The 16,219-nt window shown below is 28.4% G+C and carries 15 protein-coding genes; 1 reads left to right on the forward strand and 14 read right to left on the reverse strand.

What is annotated here, in order from left to right; all coding sequences use genetic code 11:
- Positions 1-3 precede the first annotated feature (3 nt).
- From ACTG47_RS14010 to ltaE, 14 genes are all read right to left on the reverse strand, one after another.
- Entirely contained in the window at positions 4-756 is a 753-nt protein-coding gene (locus ACTG47_RS14010) for a Stp1/IreP family PP2C-type Ser/Thr phosphatase (RefSeq protein ID WP_169469689.1), read from the reverse strand.
- Positions 757-775: 19 nt separating this feature from the next.
- On the reverse strand, positions 776-1,807 hold the full coding sequence (gene rlmN / locus ACTG47_RS14015; protein ID WP_479925008.1) for a dual-specificity RNA methyltransferase RlmN: 1,032 nt from the start codon (positions 1,805-1,807) through the stop codon (positions 776-778).
- An 8-nt stretch (positions 1,808-1,815) separates the two neighbouring features.
- The gene (gene rsmB / locus ACTG47_RS14020; protein WP_479925009.1) at positions 1,816-3,141 is read right to left on the reverse strand and encodes a 16S rRNA (cytosine(967)-C(5))-methyltransferase RsmB; all 1,326 of its coding nucleotides are present in this window, start codon (positions 3,139-3,141) and stop codon (positions 1,816-1,818) included.
- 61 nt (positions 3,142-3,202) lie between these two features.
- Positions 3,203-3,904 carry a zinc metallopeptidase gene (locus tag ACTG47_RS14025; RefSeq protein WP_054271161.1) on the reverse strand — a complete coding sequence of 234 codons (702 nt, stop codon included), beginning with the start codon at positions 3,902-3,904 and terminating at the stop codon, positions 3,203-3,205.
- A gap of 81 nt (positions 3,905-3,985) precedes the next feature.
- A complete protein-coding gene (locus ACTG47_RS14030) occupies positions 3,986-4,720 on the reverse strand; it encodes a DUF116 domain-containing protein (protein ID WP_479925010.1) in 735 nt (244 codons plus the stop codon).
- A gap of 9 nt (positions 4,721-4,729) precedes the next feature.
- Positions 4,730-5,659: a methionyl-tRNA formyltransferase gene (gene fmt, locus ACTG47_RS14035; RefSeq protein ID WP_479925011.1), complete on the reverse strand. Its 930-nt coding sequence runs from the start codon at positions 5,657-5,659 to the stop codon at positions 4,730-4,732.
- A 14-nt stretch (positions 5,660-5,673) separates the two neighbouring features.
- The gene (def, locus tag ACTG47_RS14040; RefSeq protein ID WP_054271164.1) at positions 5,674-6,114 is read right to left on the reverse strand and encodes a peptide deformylase; all 441 of its coding nucleotides are present in this window, start codon (positions 6,112-6,114) and stop codon (positions 5,674-5,676) included.
- 17 nt (positions 6,115-6,131) lie between these two features.
- Positions 6,132-8,621, reverse strand: coding sequence for a primosomal protein N' (gene priA / locus ACTG47_RS14045; protein WP_479925012.1), 2,490 nt, complete (start codon positions 8,619-8,621; stop codon positions 6,132-6,134).
- Between the two features lie 277 nt (positions 8,622-8,898).
- A complete protein-coding gene (gene coaBC / locus ACTG47_RS14050) occupies positions 8,899-10,098 on the reverse strand; it encodes a bifunctional phosphopantothenoylcysteine decarboxylase/phosphopantothenate--cysteine ligase CoaBC (protein ID WP_479925013.1) in 1,200 nt (399 codons plus the stop codon).
- Between the two features lie 4 nt (positions 10,099-10,102).
- Positions 10,103-10,369, reverse strand: coding sequence for a DNA-directed RNA polymerase subunit omega (gene rpoZ, locus ACTG47_RS14055; RefSeq protein WP_021385513.1), 267 nt, complete (start codon positions 10,367-10,369; stop codon positions 10,103-10,105).
- Between the two features lie 2 nt (positions 10,370-10,371).
- On the reverse strand, positions 10,372-10,989 hold the full coding sequence (gene gmk, locus ACTG47_RS14060; RefSeq protein WP_479925014.1) for a guanylate kinase: 618 nt from the start codon (positions 10,987-10,989) through the stop codon (positions 10,372-10,374).
- A 29-nt stretch (positions 10,990-11,018) separates the two neighbouring features.
- Complete coding sequence (locus tag ACTG47_RS14065) at positions 11,019-11,900, reverse strand: YicC/YloC family endoribonuclease (protein ID WP_169469679.1); 882 nt, start codon at positions 11,898-11,900, stop codon at positions 11,019-11,021.
- Between the two features lie 3 nt (positions 11,901-11,903).
- Positions 11,904-12,734 (reverse strand): diaminopimelate epimerase, encoded by an 831-nt coding sequence (gene dapF, locus ACTG47_RS14070; RefSeq protein ID WP_479925015.1) that lies wholly within the window; start codon positions 12,732-12,734, stop codon positions 11,904-11,906.
- A 288-nt stretch (positions 12,735-13,022) separates the two neighbouring features.
- Positions 13,023-14,057, reverse strand: a complete 1,035-nt coding sequence (gene ltaE / locus ACTG47_RS14075; RefSeq protein ID WP_479925016.1) for a low-specificity L-threonine aldolase — start codon at positions 14,055-14,057, stop codon at positions 13,023-13,025.
- 295 nt (positions 14,058-14,352) lie between these two features.
- Between ltaE and ACTG47_RS14080 the strand changes: the two genes are divergently transcribed.
- Positions 14,353-16,128, forward strand: coding sequence for an Rqc2 family fibronectin-binding protein (locus ACTG47_RS14080; protein WP_479925017.1), 1,776 nt, complete (start codon positions 14,353-14,355; stop codon positions 16,126-16,128).
- Positions 16,129-16,219: the final 91 nt, after the last annotated feature.

The raw sequence follows: 16,219 nt of genomic DNA on the forward strand, positions 1-16,219 counted from the left end.
TAATTATACTTTTATCACTATAACCGAAACATTATCTTTACCAGAAACATCATTGGCCATACTTATCAATTCTTCACTTATATTACTAATTCTCTCATATTCATAATCTAATATTAAATCTCTTATATCTTCATCATCAATAAACCCAGTTAATCCATCTGTCGCAAGAAGTATTATATCACTTTTTTTAATTTCTTTCTTAAAAATATCTACAACAACCATATCATCTGTTCCAATTGCTCTAGTTATTCTATTCCTTTGTGGATGTCTTCTTGCCTCTTCTTCTGTAATAACATGAGCCATCATAAGTTCTTCAACCACGGAATGGTCTATAGTTATTTTATCAAATTTTGCATCTGTTAACAAATAACATCTGCTATCTCCAACATTTGCCACATATAAGACATTATTATACACTATAGCTGTAACTAATGTAGTTCCCATTCCTTCAAATTCTATATCTTCCATAGATTTTTTGTGTACAATTGAGTTTACATTATTATAAGCCTGTTTTAATATATCATCTATATAGTCTATTTTTACATTATCATGTTGTAATAAGTTTTCTTTTAGAAAATCAATTATATTTTCTACTGCTAATTTGCTGGCAACCTCACCTTTTTTATGTCCGCCCATTCCATCAGCTATGGCAAATATTCCTATTGGACCATGTTCTGTATCTATAACTTCTCCCTCACAATAGTCTTCATTGTTTTTTCTTATTTTACCTATATGGGAGGCACAACTATAAACCATACGACTTCCTCCTTACAAATTACTTGTATTTTCTTCTCAATTGCCCACAAGCTCCACTAATATCAGACCCCATAGACATTCTAACTGTGGCAGGTATATTATTTTTCTCTAAACTGTCCCTAAATTTATAAATAAATGCTTTATCAGGCTTTTCATATTCTCTTTCTTCGACTTTATTTATTGGTATTAAATTTACATGGCAAAGCATACCTTTTAGAAGCTTAGCTAATGCCCTTGCTTCTTGTTCAGAATCATTTACTCCTTTTATAAGAGAATATTCAAATGTGACCCTTCTATTTGTCTTTTTTATATAGTATCTACATGCATCCAATATTTCTTTAATAGAGTAAGCATTTGCTACAGGCATAATTTTTCGCCTTTCTTCATCATATGGTGAATGAAGTGATAAAGCTAAATTTATAGCTATCTTTAAATCTGCCAATTCATACATTTTAGGTACTATTCCACAAGTTGAAAGAGTTATGTGTCTATACCCTATATTAAGACCATTTTTTTCATTGATTATTTTTAAAAATTGTTTTGTGTTTTCAAAATTATCAAGTGGTTCACCACTTCCCATCAATACAAGATTTGATACCCTCTTCCCAGTATCTTCTTGAATTTTAATAACTTGGTCTAAAATCTCCCATGGTTCTAAGTTTCTAATCAATCCATCCATTGTAGATGCACAGAAATTACATCCCATTCTACAACCCACTTGATTAGAAATACAGACAGTAACCCTACTATCATAATCCATCATCACAGTTTCTATTATATTTCCATCATCTAATAAAAACAAATATTTTTTTGTACCATCCACCTTAGACTCTAATTTTAATTCTATATCTATATGTCCTATACATGATACTTCTTCTAATTTATTTCTCAAACTTTTTGGTATATTATTCATATCATCAAAAGTTTTTGCACCCTTATATATCCAAGCAAATATTTGACTTCCTCTAAAGGGCTTTTCATCTATAGTCTTCATAAATTCTTTGAGTTCATCTTCAGTAAAATTTTTTAATACTATCTTTTTCTTTTCCATTATCTTCACTACCTTATTCTCTTTAATTTTGCTATGAAAAAACCATCTATACCATGAATATTAGGATATATCTTTAAATATCCTTTATCTTGATTATCCAAATCTACATTTACTGTATCAATTGGAATTAATTCAAAATTATTATTTTCTTCAATAAAAGAAGTAATTATATTTATATTTTCCACATCTTGAATTGTGCATGTACTATATACTAAATTTCCACCAATTTTAACATACTTTGACGCATTTTCTAAAATTTTCTTTTGTATAGAAGTAATATCTTTTAAATCTTCTTCTTTCTTGTATTTAATCTCTGGCTTACGTCTTATTATACCTAGACCAGAACAAGGAACATCTGCTAAAACATAATCAAATTTACTTATACTATTTTCATCAATTTCAGAAGCATCAAACTTTTCTACACATACATTTTTTATACCTAGCCTATTTACAGTATTTTTTATAAGCTTTAATTTGTGCTCAAAAATATCTCTAGCTATTACTTTACCAGTATTATTCATTAAAGTAGCTAAGTGGGTAGACTTTCCTCCAGGAGCACTACATACATCCAAAACATATGAATCTTCTTTTGGATTAATTACTTTCCCTACTATCATAGAACTTATATCTTGAATTGTAAATAAACCATCCTTAAATAATTCATTTTTTTCTATATTCTTCATTTTTTCGACTTTAATAGCTTCTTCTACCATAGGAACTTTAAAACATACAATACCCATTTTATTTAATTTTTCAATAAGTTCTTCTCTACTTATTTTAAGTGTGTTTGTTCTTATATAGATACTTGGTTTTTCATTGTTTGCTTCTAATAAATCTTCCGTAAATTCTTGTCCAAAATTATCTATCCAGTTTTTTATAATCCAAGAATTATAAGAGTACTTTATAGATAAATATTTTACACTTTCTTCCTCAGTTATATCCATTATAGTATCTTTACTTCTTATTTCATTTCTAAGAATAGCATTTATAAAACCAGAAGATTTTTTATCATATTTCTTTGCTAATTTTACAGTTTCATTAACTGCTGCATAATCTGATATACTATCCAAAAATAAAATTTGGTATGTTCCCATTCTTAAAAAGATTTTAACATAAGTTGACATTTTTTTTACTTTTATTTTTGAAAGTTTATTGATTATGTAATCTAAATAATACTTATTTTCTATTACTCCATAGATTAATTCTGTTGCAAGCCCTCTATCCATGTCACTTATTTCTAAGTTTTTAAAATGTTTGTTTATTGCAATATTTGAGTAGTTATTATTTTTCTCTATATCACATAATACCTTAAATCCAATTTCTCTTGCGTCCATATAAATTTCTCCCTTTTATTAAACATAAAAAAGGGTTGTTTCTAAACAACCCACTTTACTTTTAGTCATCTCTTCTTTGAGCTATTAGTAACAATCTAAGTAATTGAAGTATTGAAACCAATGCTGCTGCAACATATGTTAAAGCTGCTGCTGAAAGTACTTTTCTACTTTGTCTCGACTCACTTTCATCTATAATACCTAAATTTCCAAGTTGAACAATTGCTCTACTTGAAGCATTAAATTCTACAGGTAATGTTATTATCTGAAATAATACTGAAGCTGAAAATAATAGTATTCCAATTTTTAAAAATGGACCAGCCATAATAAATCCTATAAATATTAGAAACCAAGATATACTTGATGCAAAATTTACTACTGGCACTAAGCTACTTCTTATTTGAAGGGGAGCATAACCTTTAGCATGTTGCATTGCATGACCACACTCATGTGCAGCTACTGCAACAGAAGTTATAGAAGACCCATAATATACATCTTCTGATAACCTTACTACCTTTCTTCTTGGGTCATAGTGGTCACTTAAATGACCTCTAACCATTTCTATACTTACATCATATAGACCATTTGAATCAAGTACTCTTCTCGCTGTTTGTTCTCCAGTATATCCTCGACGTGTTTTTACTCTCAAATACTTATTTGTTGTTGAACTCACTTTAAATTGCGCATATGCAGTGAATAGTATAGCTGGAATTAATATAATCATCGTAGGGTCAAATCCCCAAAACCCGCCATATACAGGGTACATAAATAACACTCTCCTAAAATATATTTTTACACATCCTCTTAATATTCATATAGCTTAAAAACAGTTTAATTACAAGTTAGTTTATTTTCCTGTTAAAAAATCTATAGCTTTTTCAATATCTACCATATCTACATTAGTATTTACACAAGGTCCATTAGGTCTTTTGTTAAATACACCTAAAACAGGAATTTTTTTTATATCTTGTATTCCAGATGTTAAATCTCTTTCACATGCAACAGCTATAACAGCTTTAGGTTTATTGTCTATTATAATCTTTCTAGCTAAAGTTCCACCTGTAGCTACAAAGATTTTTACTTTACTTCTCTTCTTTAACTTAGTTAATTCTCCTATGTTGCATCTTCCACATTCTTTACAATTATCTATATCATTAGTAACTTTTAATTTACAACTATTCTCTTGAATACAATGAGGTATTAAAATTATTATATCCTCTGGATTAAAATTATATTTATTACTGTATATATATTCATTATTTAACTTTATATATATCCTTCTAATCTCACTTTTTGACATACCAAATGATGATGCAATGAAAGATACAATAGGAAATAAGCCACTGGCAATCTTAAAGTTTATTTTCATTATATTTGAGTTAACATTCTTACCTTTAATTACTCTATAAGTAATTATTGTTGAACATAGTATTATAAGTATTAGAGATATTATTATAATATTTATTGCTAAAGAAAATATTTGAGTTAAACTCATTATAAAAAAGTTTACAACTCCTACTAAAATTCCTAATATTAAAATTAAAATCCCAACACTTGTTAAATACTTCCTTATATCTGTCATACTTTTCACCTAACCCAATACTAAACCAGTTTCTATAGTATTCCCTTTTATATATTCACCAACCAACATTCTCTTTTTATTTGGCATCTGAATTTCTTCAATTAAAAGAACCTTATCTTTAGTACTCACTTTTATTCCATCTTTATTTACATCAATTATTGTACCTGCGTCTTTTGTGCTTTTTTCATCTAATACTTTAGTTTTCCAAATTTTCATTGTAACACCATTATAAGTAGTATAAGCACTTGGCCATGGGTTTACACCTCTAACTAAATTGTGTATTTCCATAGCATTTTTTGAAAAATCTATATTTCCTAATGATTTATTCATTATTGGTGCATAAGAAAATTCTTCATGGTTTTGCACTTCTCTTGGTGCAGTTCCTTCTTCAATTAACTTTAATGTTTCTTTTAAAGTTTCTGCACCTATATTCATCATTTTATCATGAAGTTCTCCTGCTGTTATATTTTCATCAAGATTTACTTCTGTCTTTAGTATCATGTCTCCAGTATCTAACCCTTCGTCCATGTACATAGTTGTAACACCAGTCTTTTCTTCACCATTTATTATTACCCAATTTATAGGTGCCGCACCTCTATATTTTGGAAGTAAAGACACATGAACATTTATACATCCAAGTTTAGGAATTTCTAATATTTCTTTTGGAAGTATCTGTCCAAAAGCTACAACTACTATTACATCTGGATTTAAAGATTTCATTATCGCTATAAATTCTTCATCTCTAGCTTTAATTGGTTGATATACAGGTATGTTATTTTCAATTGCAAGTTCTTTGACTTGACTCATTCCCAGTTTTTTACCTCTTCCTTTTGGTTTATCTGGCTGAGTTACAACACCTAATATATCATACTTCTCATCTATTATTTTTTGTAAACAAGGAACAGCTATATCGGGTGTCCCCATAAATACTATTTTCATTAAATCAACTCCTACTACTTTTCTATTCTGTCAACAAATAGAATTCCATCTAAATGGTCTATCTCATGACAAAATGCTCTAGCTAAAAGTTCTTCTCCTTCTAACTCTATTGTTTCACCATTTCTATTTAAAGCTCTAACTTTTACATAATTTGGTCTTCGAACATCTCCAGCTTCTCCAACAACACTTAAACATCCTTCCTCATCTATTTGTTCTCCAGATGTTTCTATTATCTCAGGATTTATAAGCTCTATAAGTTCTTCTCCAATGTCTATTACAACTACTCTTTTTAAAATTCCAACTTGAGGTGCAGCTAATCCGACACCATCTGCATCATACATAGTTTCTGCCATATCATCTAATAATTGTATTATTTTCTCATCAATTTTTTCAACCTTTTTTGATTTCTTTCTTAATACTGGTTCTCCTATTTGAACTATTTGTCTTAAAGCCATTATATTTCCTCCTAAATTTATAATACACTGTTTGGATTAATATCTATAGATACATTGATATTCTTATCAAATATCAAATCTCGTTTTGTTATACATATATATTTTATTATACCCTTTAACAGATTAATTTCAATATTTTCATCTTTAAAGAGTATCTGCCATCTATAATTTTGATTTATTTTTGATATTGAACATGGGTTTGGACCTAATATAAATTCTAAATTATTTATACCCCTTTTTTCTAATAAATAAATCAATGATGCATACATATTTTTTATATTTTTTATTACTAATCTTTCATCTTCACCACTAACAACTACACTCAACATGTTATTAAAAGGAGAATATCCAAATGCTTTTCTTATTTTTATCTCATCTTCATAAAAACCTTCATAATCATATTCAATAGCATGCTTGATAGCATAGTGTTCAGTATCATAGGTCTGAAGTACTACTTTACCCTCTTTATCGGCTCTCCCTGCTCTTCCAGAAACTTGAGTTATCAACTGAAATGTAGTTTCAAAACTTTTAAAGTCTGGAAAATTTAATATCATATCTGCAGATAAAATACCTACTAAAGTTACATTATCAAAATCTAACCCTTTACTTAACATCTGTGTCCCAATAAGTACATCTGCTTCTTTATCTTTAAATTTATTTAGTATTTCATCTAAAGCACCTTTTTTTGAAGTTGTATCCTTATCCATTCGCAAAGTTCTTATATCTGGAAAAATATGTTTTAATTCTTCTTCAATCTTTTGAGTGCCAACTCCAAAAGGCTTAACATAGTGGCTTTTACACTCAGGACATTCTTTTGGGATTTCTTTCTCATACCCACAATAGTGGCATCTTCCAGTATTACTTTTCTTATGATAAGTTAAAGATATGTCACAATTTTCACATTGAAACACATATCCACATTTTCTACAAGATACAAAATTTGCATAACCTCTTCTATTTAAAAATAGTATAACTTGACTATTTTCTTCAATTGCACAATTTATTTCTTTTTGAAGTTTTAAACTGAATATACTTCTATTTCCCTTGTCCAACTCATCTTTCATGTCTACAACTTCAATATTTGGAAGTGGTTTATCATTTGCTCTATTCTTTATATTTATAAGTTTGTATTCTCCAGATTTTGCTTTATAGTATTCTTCAATTGAAGGAGTAGCTGAACCTAAAATAAGAGTTAGATTATTTTTTAATGCCATAAATCTAGCTACCTCTATAGAATTAAATTTTGGATTCTTCTCAGACTTATATGATGACTCATGGAATTCATCAATTATTATAATCCCTAAAGAATTAAAAGGGGCAAATAGAGCTGACCTAGCTCCAATTAAAATTCTTATTCTACCTGCTTTTACAGCTTTATAGACATCATGCTTTTCTCCTTCAGATAGTTTACTGTGAAACACTCCTACTAAATCACCAAACCTACTCTTCAACCTATCTATTGTTTGAGGAGTTAGTGCTATTTCAGGAACTAAAAATATACTATCTAAACCTTGATTTAGTGCAAATTCTATTATTTCCATATAAACTTCGGTTTTTCCACTTCCAGTTACACCATGAATTAAGTATGGTTTTTTATCATCCACAAACATATTCGACTTTATCTCATCAACCGCTTGTTGTTGCTCATTGTTTAATTTTATACTTTTTGATGTAGATTTGTAAATACTTTTTGGTTCTCTATAATAATCCTTAAACTCTAATGTTATTAACTTTTTTTTATTTAAAGAAGTTATACTTTGTCTTGAAGCATTTAATAAATCTAATAAATCATTTATCTCTACCTTTTCATTATTTTTAAGAAAACTTAATATCTCTTTTTGCTTGCTTCCCACATTTATTTTATTTTGTTCTATATAATCATCAATTTTATCACTTTCCAAGCTCAAAGATATATAACATACTTTCTTTTCATTTTTATGATTTTTATATTCCCAACATAGTTTTATGATTCCATTTTTATTCATTGTGTACAAAGAGCTATTTAGATTTGGTATATATTTTAACTTATCAACCTTAATTTTTCCTTTACTATCAATTACTTTTTCTACTATTTCTCTATTTTTATCACTTAAGGTCAATATTTTTTCTTTTAACTGAACTTCGTTTAATCCAATTAAACTTTCACCTAATAATATTACTTTATAATTATTTAATTTGTATCCTTTTGGATATATTAAATTTATACATTCTATATAAGTGCACAAATATCTATTTTTCATCCAATAAACCAATTCCAATTCTTCTTCTCTAAATATTGGATTCTCATCTAATACATCAATTATTTCTTTTGTCTTTATTTTTTCTTCTAAATTGTCTGTAAATTGAAATACAAAGGCTTCTGTTGGTTTATTACCCTTTCCAAATGGCACTAATATTCTATGTCCAATTCTTATAGATTCTGATAAAAATACAGGAATTTGATATGTAAATAAATTATCTGTGTATATAGTATTACTTCTAACTATTACCTTTGCATATTTTTTCATTGTAAAACCTCTACTTAAATTTAATCTAATGTTTATATTCTAATGTATTTTACAAAATGTCAAAAATCTCAGTATTTATAAAAATTTCAAGTTACTAATAATATTGACTATATCTTAATAATTAACTATTAATTATATTTTATACTTTATGGCAAAATAAATGCTGAAAACTACAATTTAACTGACATTTGCGAGTTTTTACTCGCTAAAATTAAATTGCAGCTTTCAGCTACTTTAGCTGTGATAAAATACACAAATATCATATTTAAAAAAGTTCTTATTTCTCAAGTAACGTTTTAATTCTATTTAAAATAACATTAGCTACTTCTTCTTTTTTCATTTTAGGATACTCCGTAATACTTCCTTCTACATCTATTATTTTTACAATATTAGTATCAGTTCTAAAACCAGCGCCCTCTTTAGTTAAGTCATTTGCCACAATAAAATCTAGATTTTTCTTTTTTATTTTTCCTTTGGCATGCTCTATAAGGTCGTTAGTTTCAGCTGCAAATCCTACTAATATCCTATCTTCTTTTATTTTTCCTATTTCATAAGCAATATCATAATTCCTACTTAGTTCTATTGATAAATCATCATTCTTCTTTTTAATCTTTTTGTCAGAATAGGTTTTTGGCTTATAATCTGCAACTGCTGCACTTTGAATTACTATTTTATTTTCACTTAAATTTGATACTACTGCTTCATACAAATCTTGTGCTGATTCTATTTTCACAAACTTTTTAAGATTTTGTGGAATAGAAAGATTTGTAGGACCTGATATTAATGTTACATCAGCGCCTCTAGATATAGCTTCTTTTGCTATAGAATATCCCATTTTCCCAGAAGACCTATTAGTTAAATATCTTACTGGGTCTATACTTTCTACAGTTGGACCAGCTGTAACTATAATGCTTTGACCTTTTAAATCTTGCTCTTTAGTAATATTAGCTAATACTTCCTCTACTATTACATCTGGACTAGCCAATTTACCTGCTCCAATATCTCCACATGCAAGTCTTCCACTTTCTGGTTCAATAAATTTGTACCCAAAATCTTTTAAAGTCTGAATATTTTTTTGGACAATTGGATTTTCATACATATTAGTATTCATAGCTGGTGCCATAAGAACTTGTGCTTTGGTTGCCATAACAGTAGTTGTCAACATATCATCAGCTATACCATTTGCAATTTTTCCTATAATATTTGCACTTGCTGGCACTATTAAGAATAAATCTGCCTTTTTTGCTAATGATATATGCTCAACTTCCCAAGTCTTTGGTTCTTCAAACATATCTTCTACTACATAATTTTGACTTAGTGATTGAAGTGTAAGTGGTTTAACAAACTCTGTTGCCGATTTTGTCATTATAACATGGATATTTGCATTTAGTTTTTTTAACTTACTTACAACATCACAAGCCTTATACGCAGCGATTCCGCCGCTTATGCCAATTACAACAGTTTTATCTTTTAGCATGTCCTTACTCCTCTTCTGAAATTTGTTTATGTTGCTCAGCATGGTGTCTAGCTTCTTCTATCTCTATTTCTTCTTCTGTCAATAATCTATATGTTATTTTTCCACTTGCAACTTCCTTAGTAGCTACACATACAGGCTTTTCTTTAGCTTTATTTGAAACATATGGCTCTTCTCCATCAATTAATTTTCTTGCTCTCTTTGAAACAGTCCCTACTAAATAGTATCTGTTGTCTATTTTTTCTAGTACCTCATTGATAGATGGTTTTAACATAATTATAATTCCTCCTTGAATTTCTCTATTATAATATTTTTATATCTGCTAACTTTATTCTTTTCAGATGATATTATACCTTCTATTTCTTTAGCAGATGTTTTTACATCTTCATTAAATATAAAATAATCATAATCCTTAATCATTTTAATCTCTTCATATGCACAACTAAATCTCTTTTCTATTTCAGCTTCTGTTTCTGTACCTCTTCCAACAATTCTATTTTTTAGTTCTTCAAGTGATGGTGGTAGTACAAATATAAATACTCCCTCTGGGCAAACTTCTTTTATTTGTTTTGCCCCTTGCATTTCAATCTCTAATAGTACATCCTGACCTTTTTCTAAACATTCCATTATTGCTGCTTTTGGAGTTCCATAAAAATTATCATAAATTTGAGCATACTCCAAAAACTCACCTTTTTTTATCATTTCTTCAAACTTTTCCTTACTTATGAAGAAATAATTTACTCCATCAACTTCTCCAGTTCTTGGTTTTCTTGTAGTAGCTGATACAGAAAGTTTTATTGTATCATTTTCTTTAAGTAGTTCTTTGCAAATAGTACCTTTTCCTGCACCTGATGGTCCTGATACAACTAGCAATAATCCTTTTTTCGCAAACATTTAAGCATTCCCCTTCTAATATTGTATTCTTACTCTATATTTTGTATTTGTTCTCTTATTTTTTCTAATTCGCTTTTTACTTCCACGACTAAATTAGTTATATTTATATCAGATGACTTTGAACCTATAGTATTAGTCTCTCTGTTCATCTCTTGTATTAAGAAATCAATTTTTCTACCTATAGAATCATCTTTAAATATAGTGTTTTTAAGTTGGCCTATATGACTTTTAAATCTAACTATTTCTTCTGTTATACTACTTTTATCTGCATATATTGCAACTTCTTGTGCCAATCTATTTTCATCCATTATACTTGGGTCATCCAACAATTCACTTATTCTTAAATTCAATTTTTCCCTATAATCTTCTACAACACTACTTGAATATTTTTCAATTTCTTCTATATGAGTTTTTAATAAATCACATCTCATAGTAATATCTTCTGCTAGTTTTTTACCTTCTTCACTTCTCATTTCTTTTAATTTTATTAATGCGTCTTCAACGGCTTGATTCAACATTGACCATAATAAATCTTCATCGTCTTCTTTTTCTTCTATTTTTACAATATCAGGAAACCTTGCAACATTCATAACACTAATATCATCTATAATATCGAATTTGTTTTTTATTTCTTTTAGTATCTCTATATATTGAGAAGCTAGTCCTTCGTCAAAGTTTAAGTTTACATCTTCTTTGCCTAATAAGTCAAATTTTATGTATAAATCTACTCTTCCTCTTTTTACATAATTTTTTACTAAATTTCTAACTTTATCCTCTAAAAATGAAATTTTTCTTGGAAGACGTATATTTATATCTGAATACTTATGATTTATCGTTTTACATTCCACTAGAAAATAATAATTGTCATCTTTGTATTCCCCTCTTCCAAAACCAGTCATACTTATAGCCATTACTTAATCCTCCAAAACACCTTCACATATTTTTACTGCTGGACCTGTCATATAAGAGAACTCTCCTACATCTATTTTAACTGTTCCACCTTGAGAAGTTACATTTACACTACTTTCCACCATGTTAAGTAAATTGCATACTATTGCTGATGCAGTCATACCAGTCCCACAGCCTAAAGTATATCCACAACCTCTTTCCCAAGTGTAAACATGTATATTATACTTATCTTCTACCTTTACAAAATTTACATTCGTTTTTTCAGGAAATATTTTATTATTTTCAATCTCTTTTCCATATTTACAAACATCATCCACATCTAGTTCATCTACTATAACTACTGTATGAGGAACCCCCATCAACATAGAAGTAAGCATAAAATCCCTATCTAGAACTTTTATACTTTCTTGCACAAAACGCTCTTTATCTGTAGATACTGGAACATCTTTAGCTATAAAACTTCCTTCTCCCATATTGACTCTTATGGAATTTATTTCGCCATTTGTAAGGTTTATTTTTATATCTTTAATGCCATCCAATGTATCTACTGTAAAATTTTCTTTTTTTACTATCCCATTATCATAAACAAATTTACAAAAACATCTAAGACCATTTCCACACATGGCTGCTCTTGAGCCATCAGAATTGTAATATACCATTTCTATATCTGCAACTTTTGAATCTTTTACGACTAATAAGCCATCCGCTCCTACAGAAAATCTTCTATGGCATACTTTTTTTGCTAAAGCAGTATAATTCGATGAATCTATATTGTCGAATCTTCCATCTACTGCAATAAAATCATTACCTATTCCATGTAGTTTCCAAAATTTCATAAGTATCGCTCCTTTGTAAATTAACACTTAAACTATTATAACATAAAAAAATTCCCATAAACTTATAATTTATGGGAAAAGTTTTGTAATGACAACTATAATTTGAGGATGTGAGGGAGAGTTGCCATTACAATTAGGGTAATTATATTATGTTTTTAAGCTAGTTCTTTCTATGTTTATATAATAATATTTCTATATGAATTTTATGTATGTTTTATTTAAACTATTTATGAATTTTATAATTAAACATCTAATAGTTAGCTATAATTCTCTTTTTGTAGCTTTCTATTAACATACACCTATTAACTCTTTAAGTGTTTTTAAAACATAATCCAAATCTGCTTTAGTGATATCTACATGAGTTACAAATCTATACTCACCATTTTCCATTTTATTAATCTTTATATTTCTGTCAAAAAATTCTTTTATTAAGACATCCTCTTTTATAACCTCTTCACTCATTTTAAAGAACACCATGCTTATGTCTGGATTAATATTGTTTACTTCAATGCCGTCTATTTTATTTAATTCACAAGCTAAATATGTTGCATTTTCGTGGTCTTCATTTAATCTTAATGTCATTTTTTCAATGGCAATGATACCAGCAGCTGCAACTATACCAACTTGTCTCATTCCTCCACCCATAATTTTTTGCTTTCTTCTAGCTTTTGCTATGAATTCTTTACTTCCAGCAAGTATAGAGCCCATTGGTGCAGCTAAACCTTTTGATACACAGAACATAACACTATCACAATACTTTGCCATTTCTTTAGCTTCTATACCTAAAGTTAATGCTGCATTAAATAATCTTGCTCCGTCTAAATGTACTGGTAAGTTATGTTTCTCAGCTATCTTTTTAATCTCTTTTAAATTTTCAAGACTCACAACAGTTCCACCTGAATACGCATTTTCTACACATATAAGACCTGTTTGTGGTTCATGTATGTCATCTCTTCTAATTGCCTTTTCAACAAGCTCAGGATTAAGAGCTCCATTTTCATCTTCATCTATAGTTCTAAGTTGAACTCCAGCTATTACAGCAGGTGCTCCAACTTCATGAGTTACAATGTGATAACCCTTACCAATAATGATTTCTTGTCCTCTTAAGCAGTGAGTAAATAAAGCCAGTTGATTTCCAAAAGTTCCACTTGGAAGAAAAATAGCATCTTCTTTTCCAACTTTAGCTGCTGCTAATTCTTCAAGTTTATTTACAGTTGGGTCATCCCTAAAGATTGAATCTCCAACAGGAGCCTTTGCCATAGCTTCTCTCATTTCATCAGTAGGCATAGTAACAGTATCACTTCTTAAATCAATAAATTTCATTTTTTCAACCTTCTTTCATATTTATGTACTATTATACTTTAAAATTGATTTATTTTTTAAAGTTCATATATTATAATAACTTATACTTTACACAATAATTATACTATATTTATTTTACATTTAATCAACTTTAAATTATTAATTTTAAAATATAGTATTTCCTTTCATAAATAAGCATAAATAATTATTCAATTCAAATATTACTATCTTGTTTAAATTTCCCCTAGTCACAAAGCATATATTATGTGTATAATTAATTTACTGACTATTTTGGTCAAAGAAAGGGGTGCTATATATGGCATTAGATGGATTAGTTATACATTCAATAGTAGATGAATTATCATCAAAACTTACAGGCGGTAAAATAGATAAAATACATCAACCTGAAGATGATGAGGTAATTTTTAATATAAGAAATAATAAAGAAAATTTCAGATTGGTTTTAAGTGCAAGTGCTTCAAATCCTAGGGTTTATCTTACAAGTAATTATCAAAAAGAAAACCCTCTAAAAGCACCTATGTTTTGTATGTTACTTAGAAAATATATACAAGGTGGTAACATAGTAGAAATTTCTCAAATAGGCTTTGAAAGAATAATAAAGATAAGTATTGAATCCTTGGATGAACTAAAAGAAAAAACAACTAAAAATATTATGATTGAAATTATGGGAAGACATAGCAACATAATAATAACTCATGATGAAGATGATAAAATTATAGATTCAATAAAAAGAGTACCTTTTAGCATAAGTAGAGTGCGTCAGGTTTTACCTGCTCATAGCTATTCGTTGCCACCAAAACAAGATAAACTTAACCCTCTTGATAGTATATCTAAAGATTTGTTTATTAATAACTTGAATGAATTTGAAGGACCTATTTTTAAGTCTATATATTCTAAATTTCTAGGTATAAGCCCTACTATATCCAAAGAAATCTGTTACCGAGCAAATGTAAATCAAAGTACTTCTATAAAGGATGTAACTAACGAACAGTTTGATTCTTTATACAAAGAATTTTGTAGTTTGTTCAGTGCTATAAATGCTAGCAAATACTCACCTTGTATTGTTATAGATAAAAAAGTGGATAAAGTAGTAGATTTCAGTTGTGTAAATCTTACATTATTTAATGATTTATCATATATCAATAAAGATAGTATGTCTCGTATCCTAGAAGATTTTTATAGAACTAAAGATATTAAGGATAGAATTAATCAACGTTCATCTGACTTAAAGAAGAGCATATCAGTTAAACTTGATAGACTTTATAATAAACTAAAGAAACAAGAGGAAGAATTATCAGAGTCTGAAAATGCAGATATTTATAAGGTAAAAGGAGAGTTGATTACTTCATATATCTATATGGTAGAAAAAGGTATGGAAAATATTGAAGTTGCTAATTTTTATGATGAAAATTGTAAGAATGTAACTATAGAATTAAACAAAAACTTGACACCATCTGAAAATGCTCAAAAATATTTTAAAAAGTATAATAAAATGAAACATGCTAAAGTTGAAATATCTCATCAGATTTCATTAAATAAGGAAGAAATAGATTACTTAGAAAATATAATTTTAAGTATTGAAAACTGCGAAAATTTAGCTGAACTACAAGATATAAAAGAAGAACTTGCTAAGGTTGGTTATATCAAGGCTCAAAAGAAAAATAGCAAAAAAGATACTATTCCTTCTACAAAACCTCATGAATTTATTTCTTCTGATGGATTTAAGATTTTAGTTGGTAAAAATAATAAACAGAATGACTATCTTACACTAAGACTTGCTGATAATGATGACTTGTGGATGCACACAAAGAATATTCCTGGTTCTCACGTAATAATAAAGTGTGCTGGTAAGGAAGTACCTGATAACACTATATTTGAAGGAGCTATGCTGGCAGCATTTTTTAGTAAGTCAAAGCTTTCTTCTCAAGTACCTATAGACTACACTAAAAGAAAAAATGTAAAAAAACCTAGTGGTTCTAAACCAGGTATGGTTATTTACGAGACTAATAGTACTATTTATGTTACTCCTGAAGAAGAAATGGTAGCCAAGCTTAAAGTTAAATCAGAATAAAATTTAATTTCAAATAATTATATATTATCATGTCAAATGAAAAAGGGCTATCTCAAAATAGAGATAGCCCTATTTTTCATTGCTGAAATGA

It is taken from the genome of Clostridioides sp. LIBA-6622 (assembly GCF_056716095.1).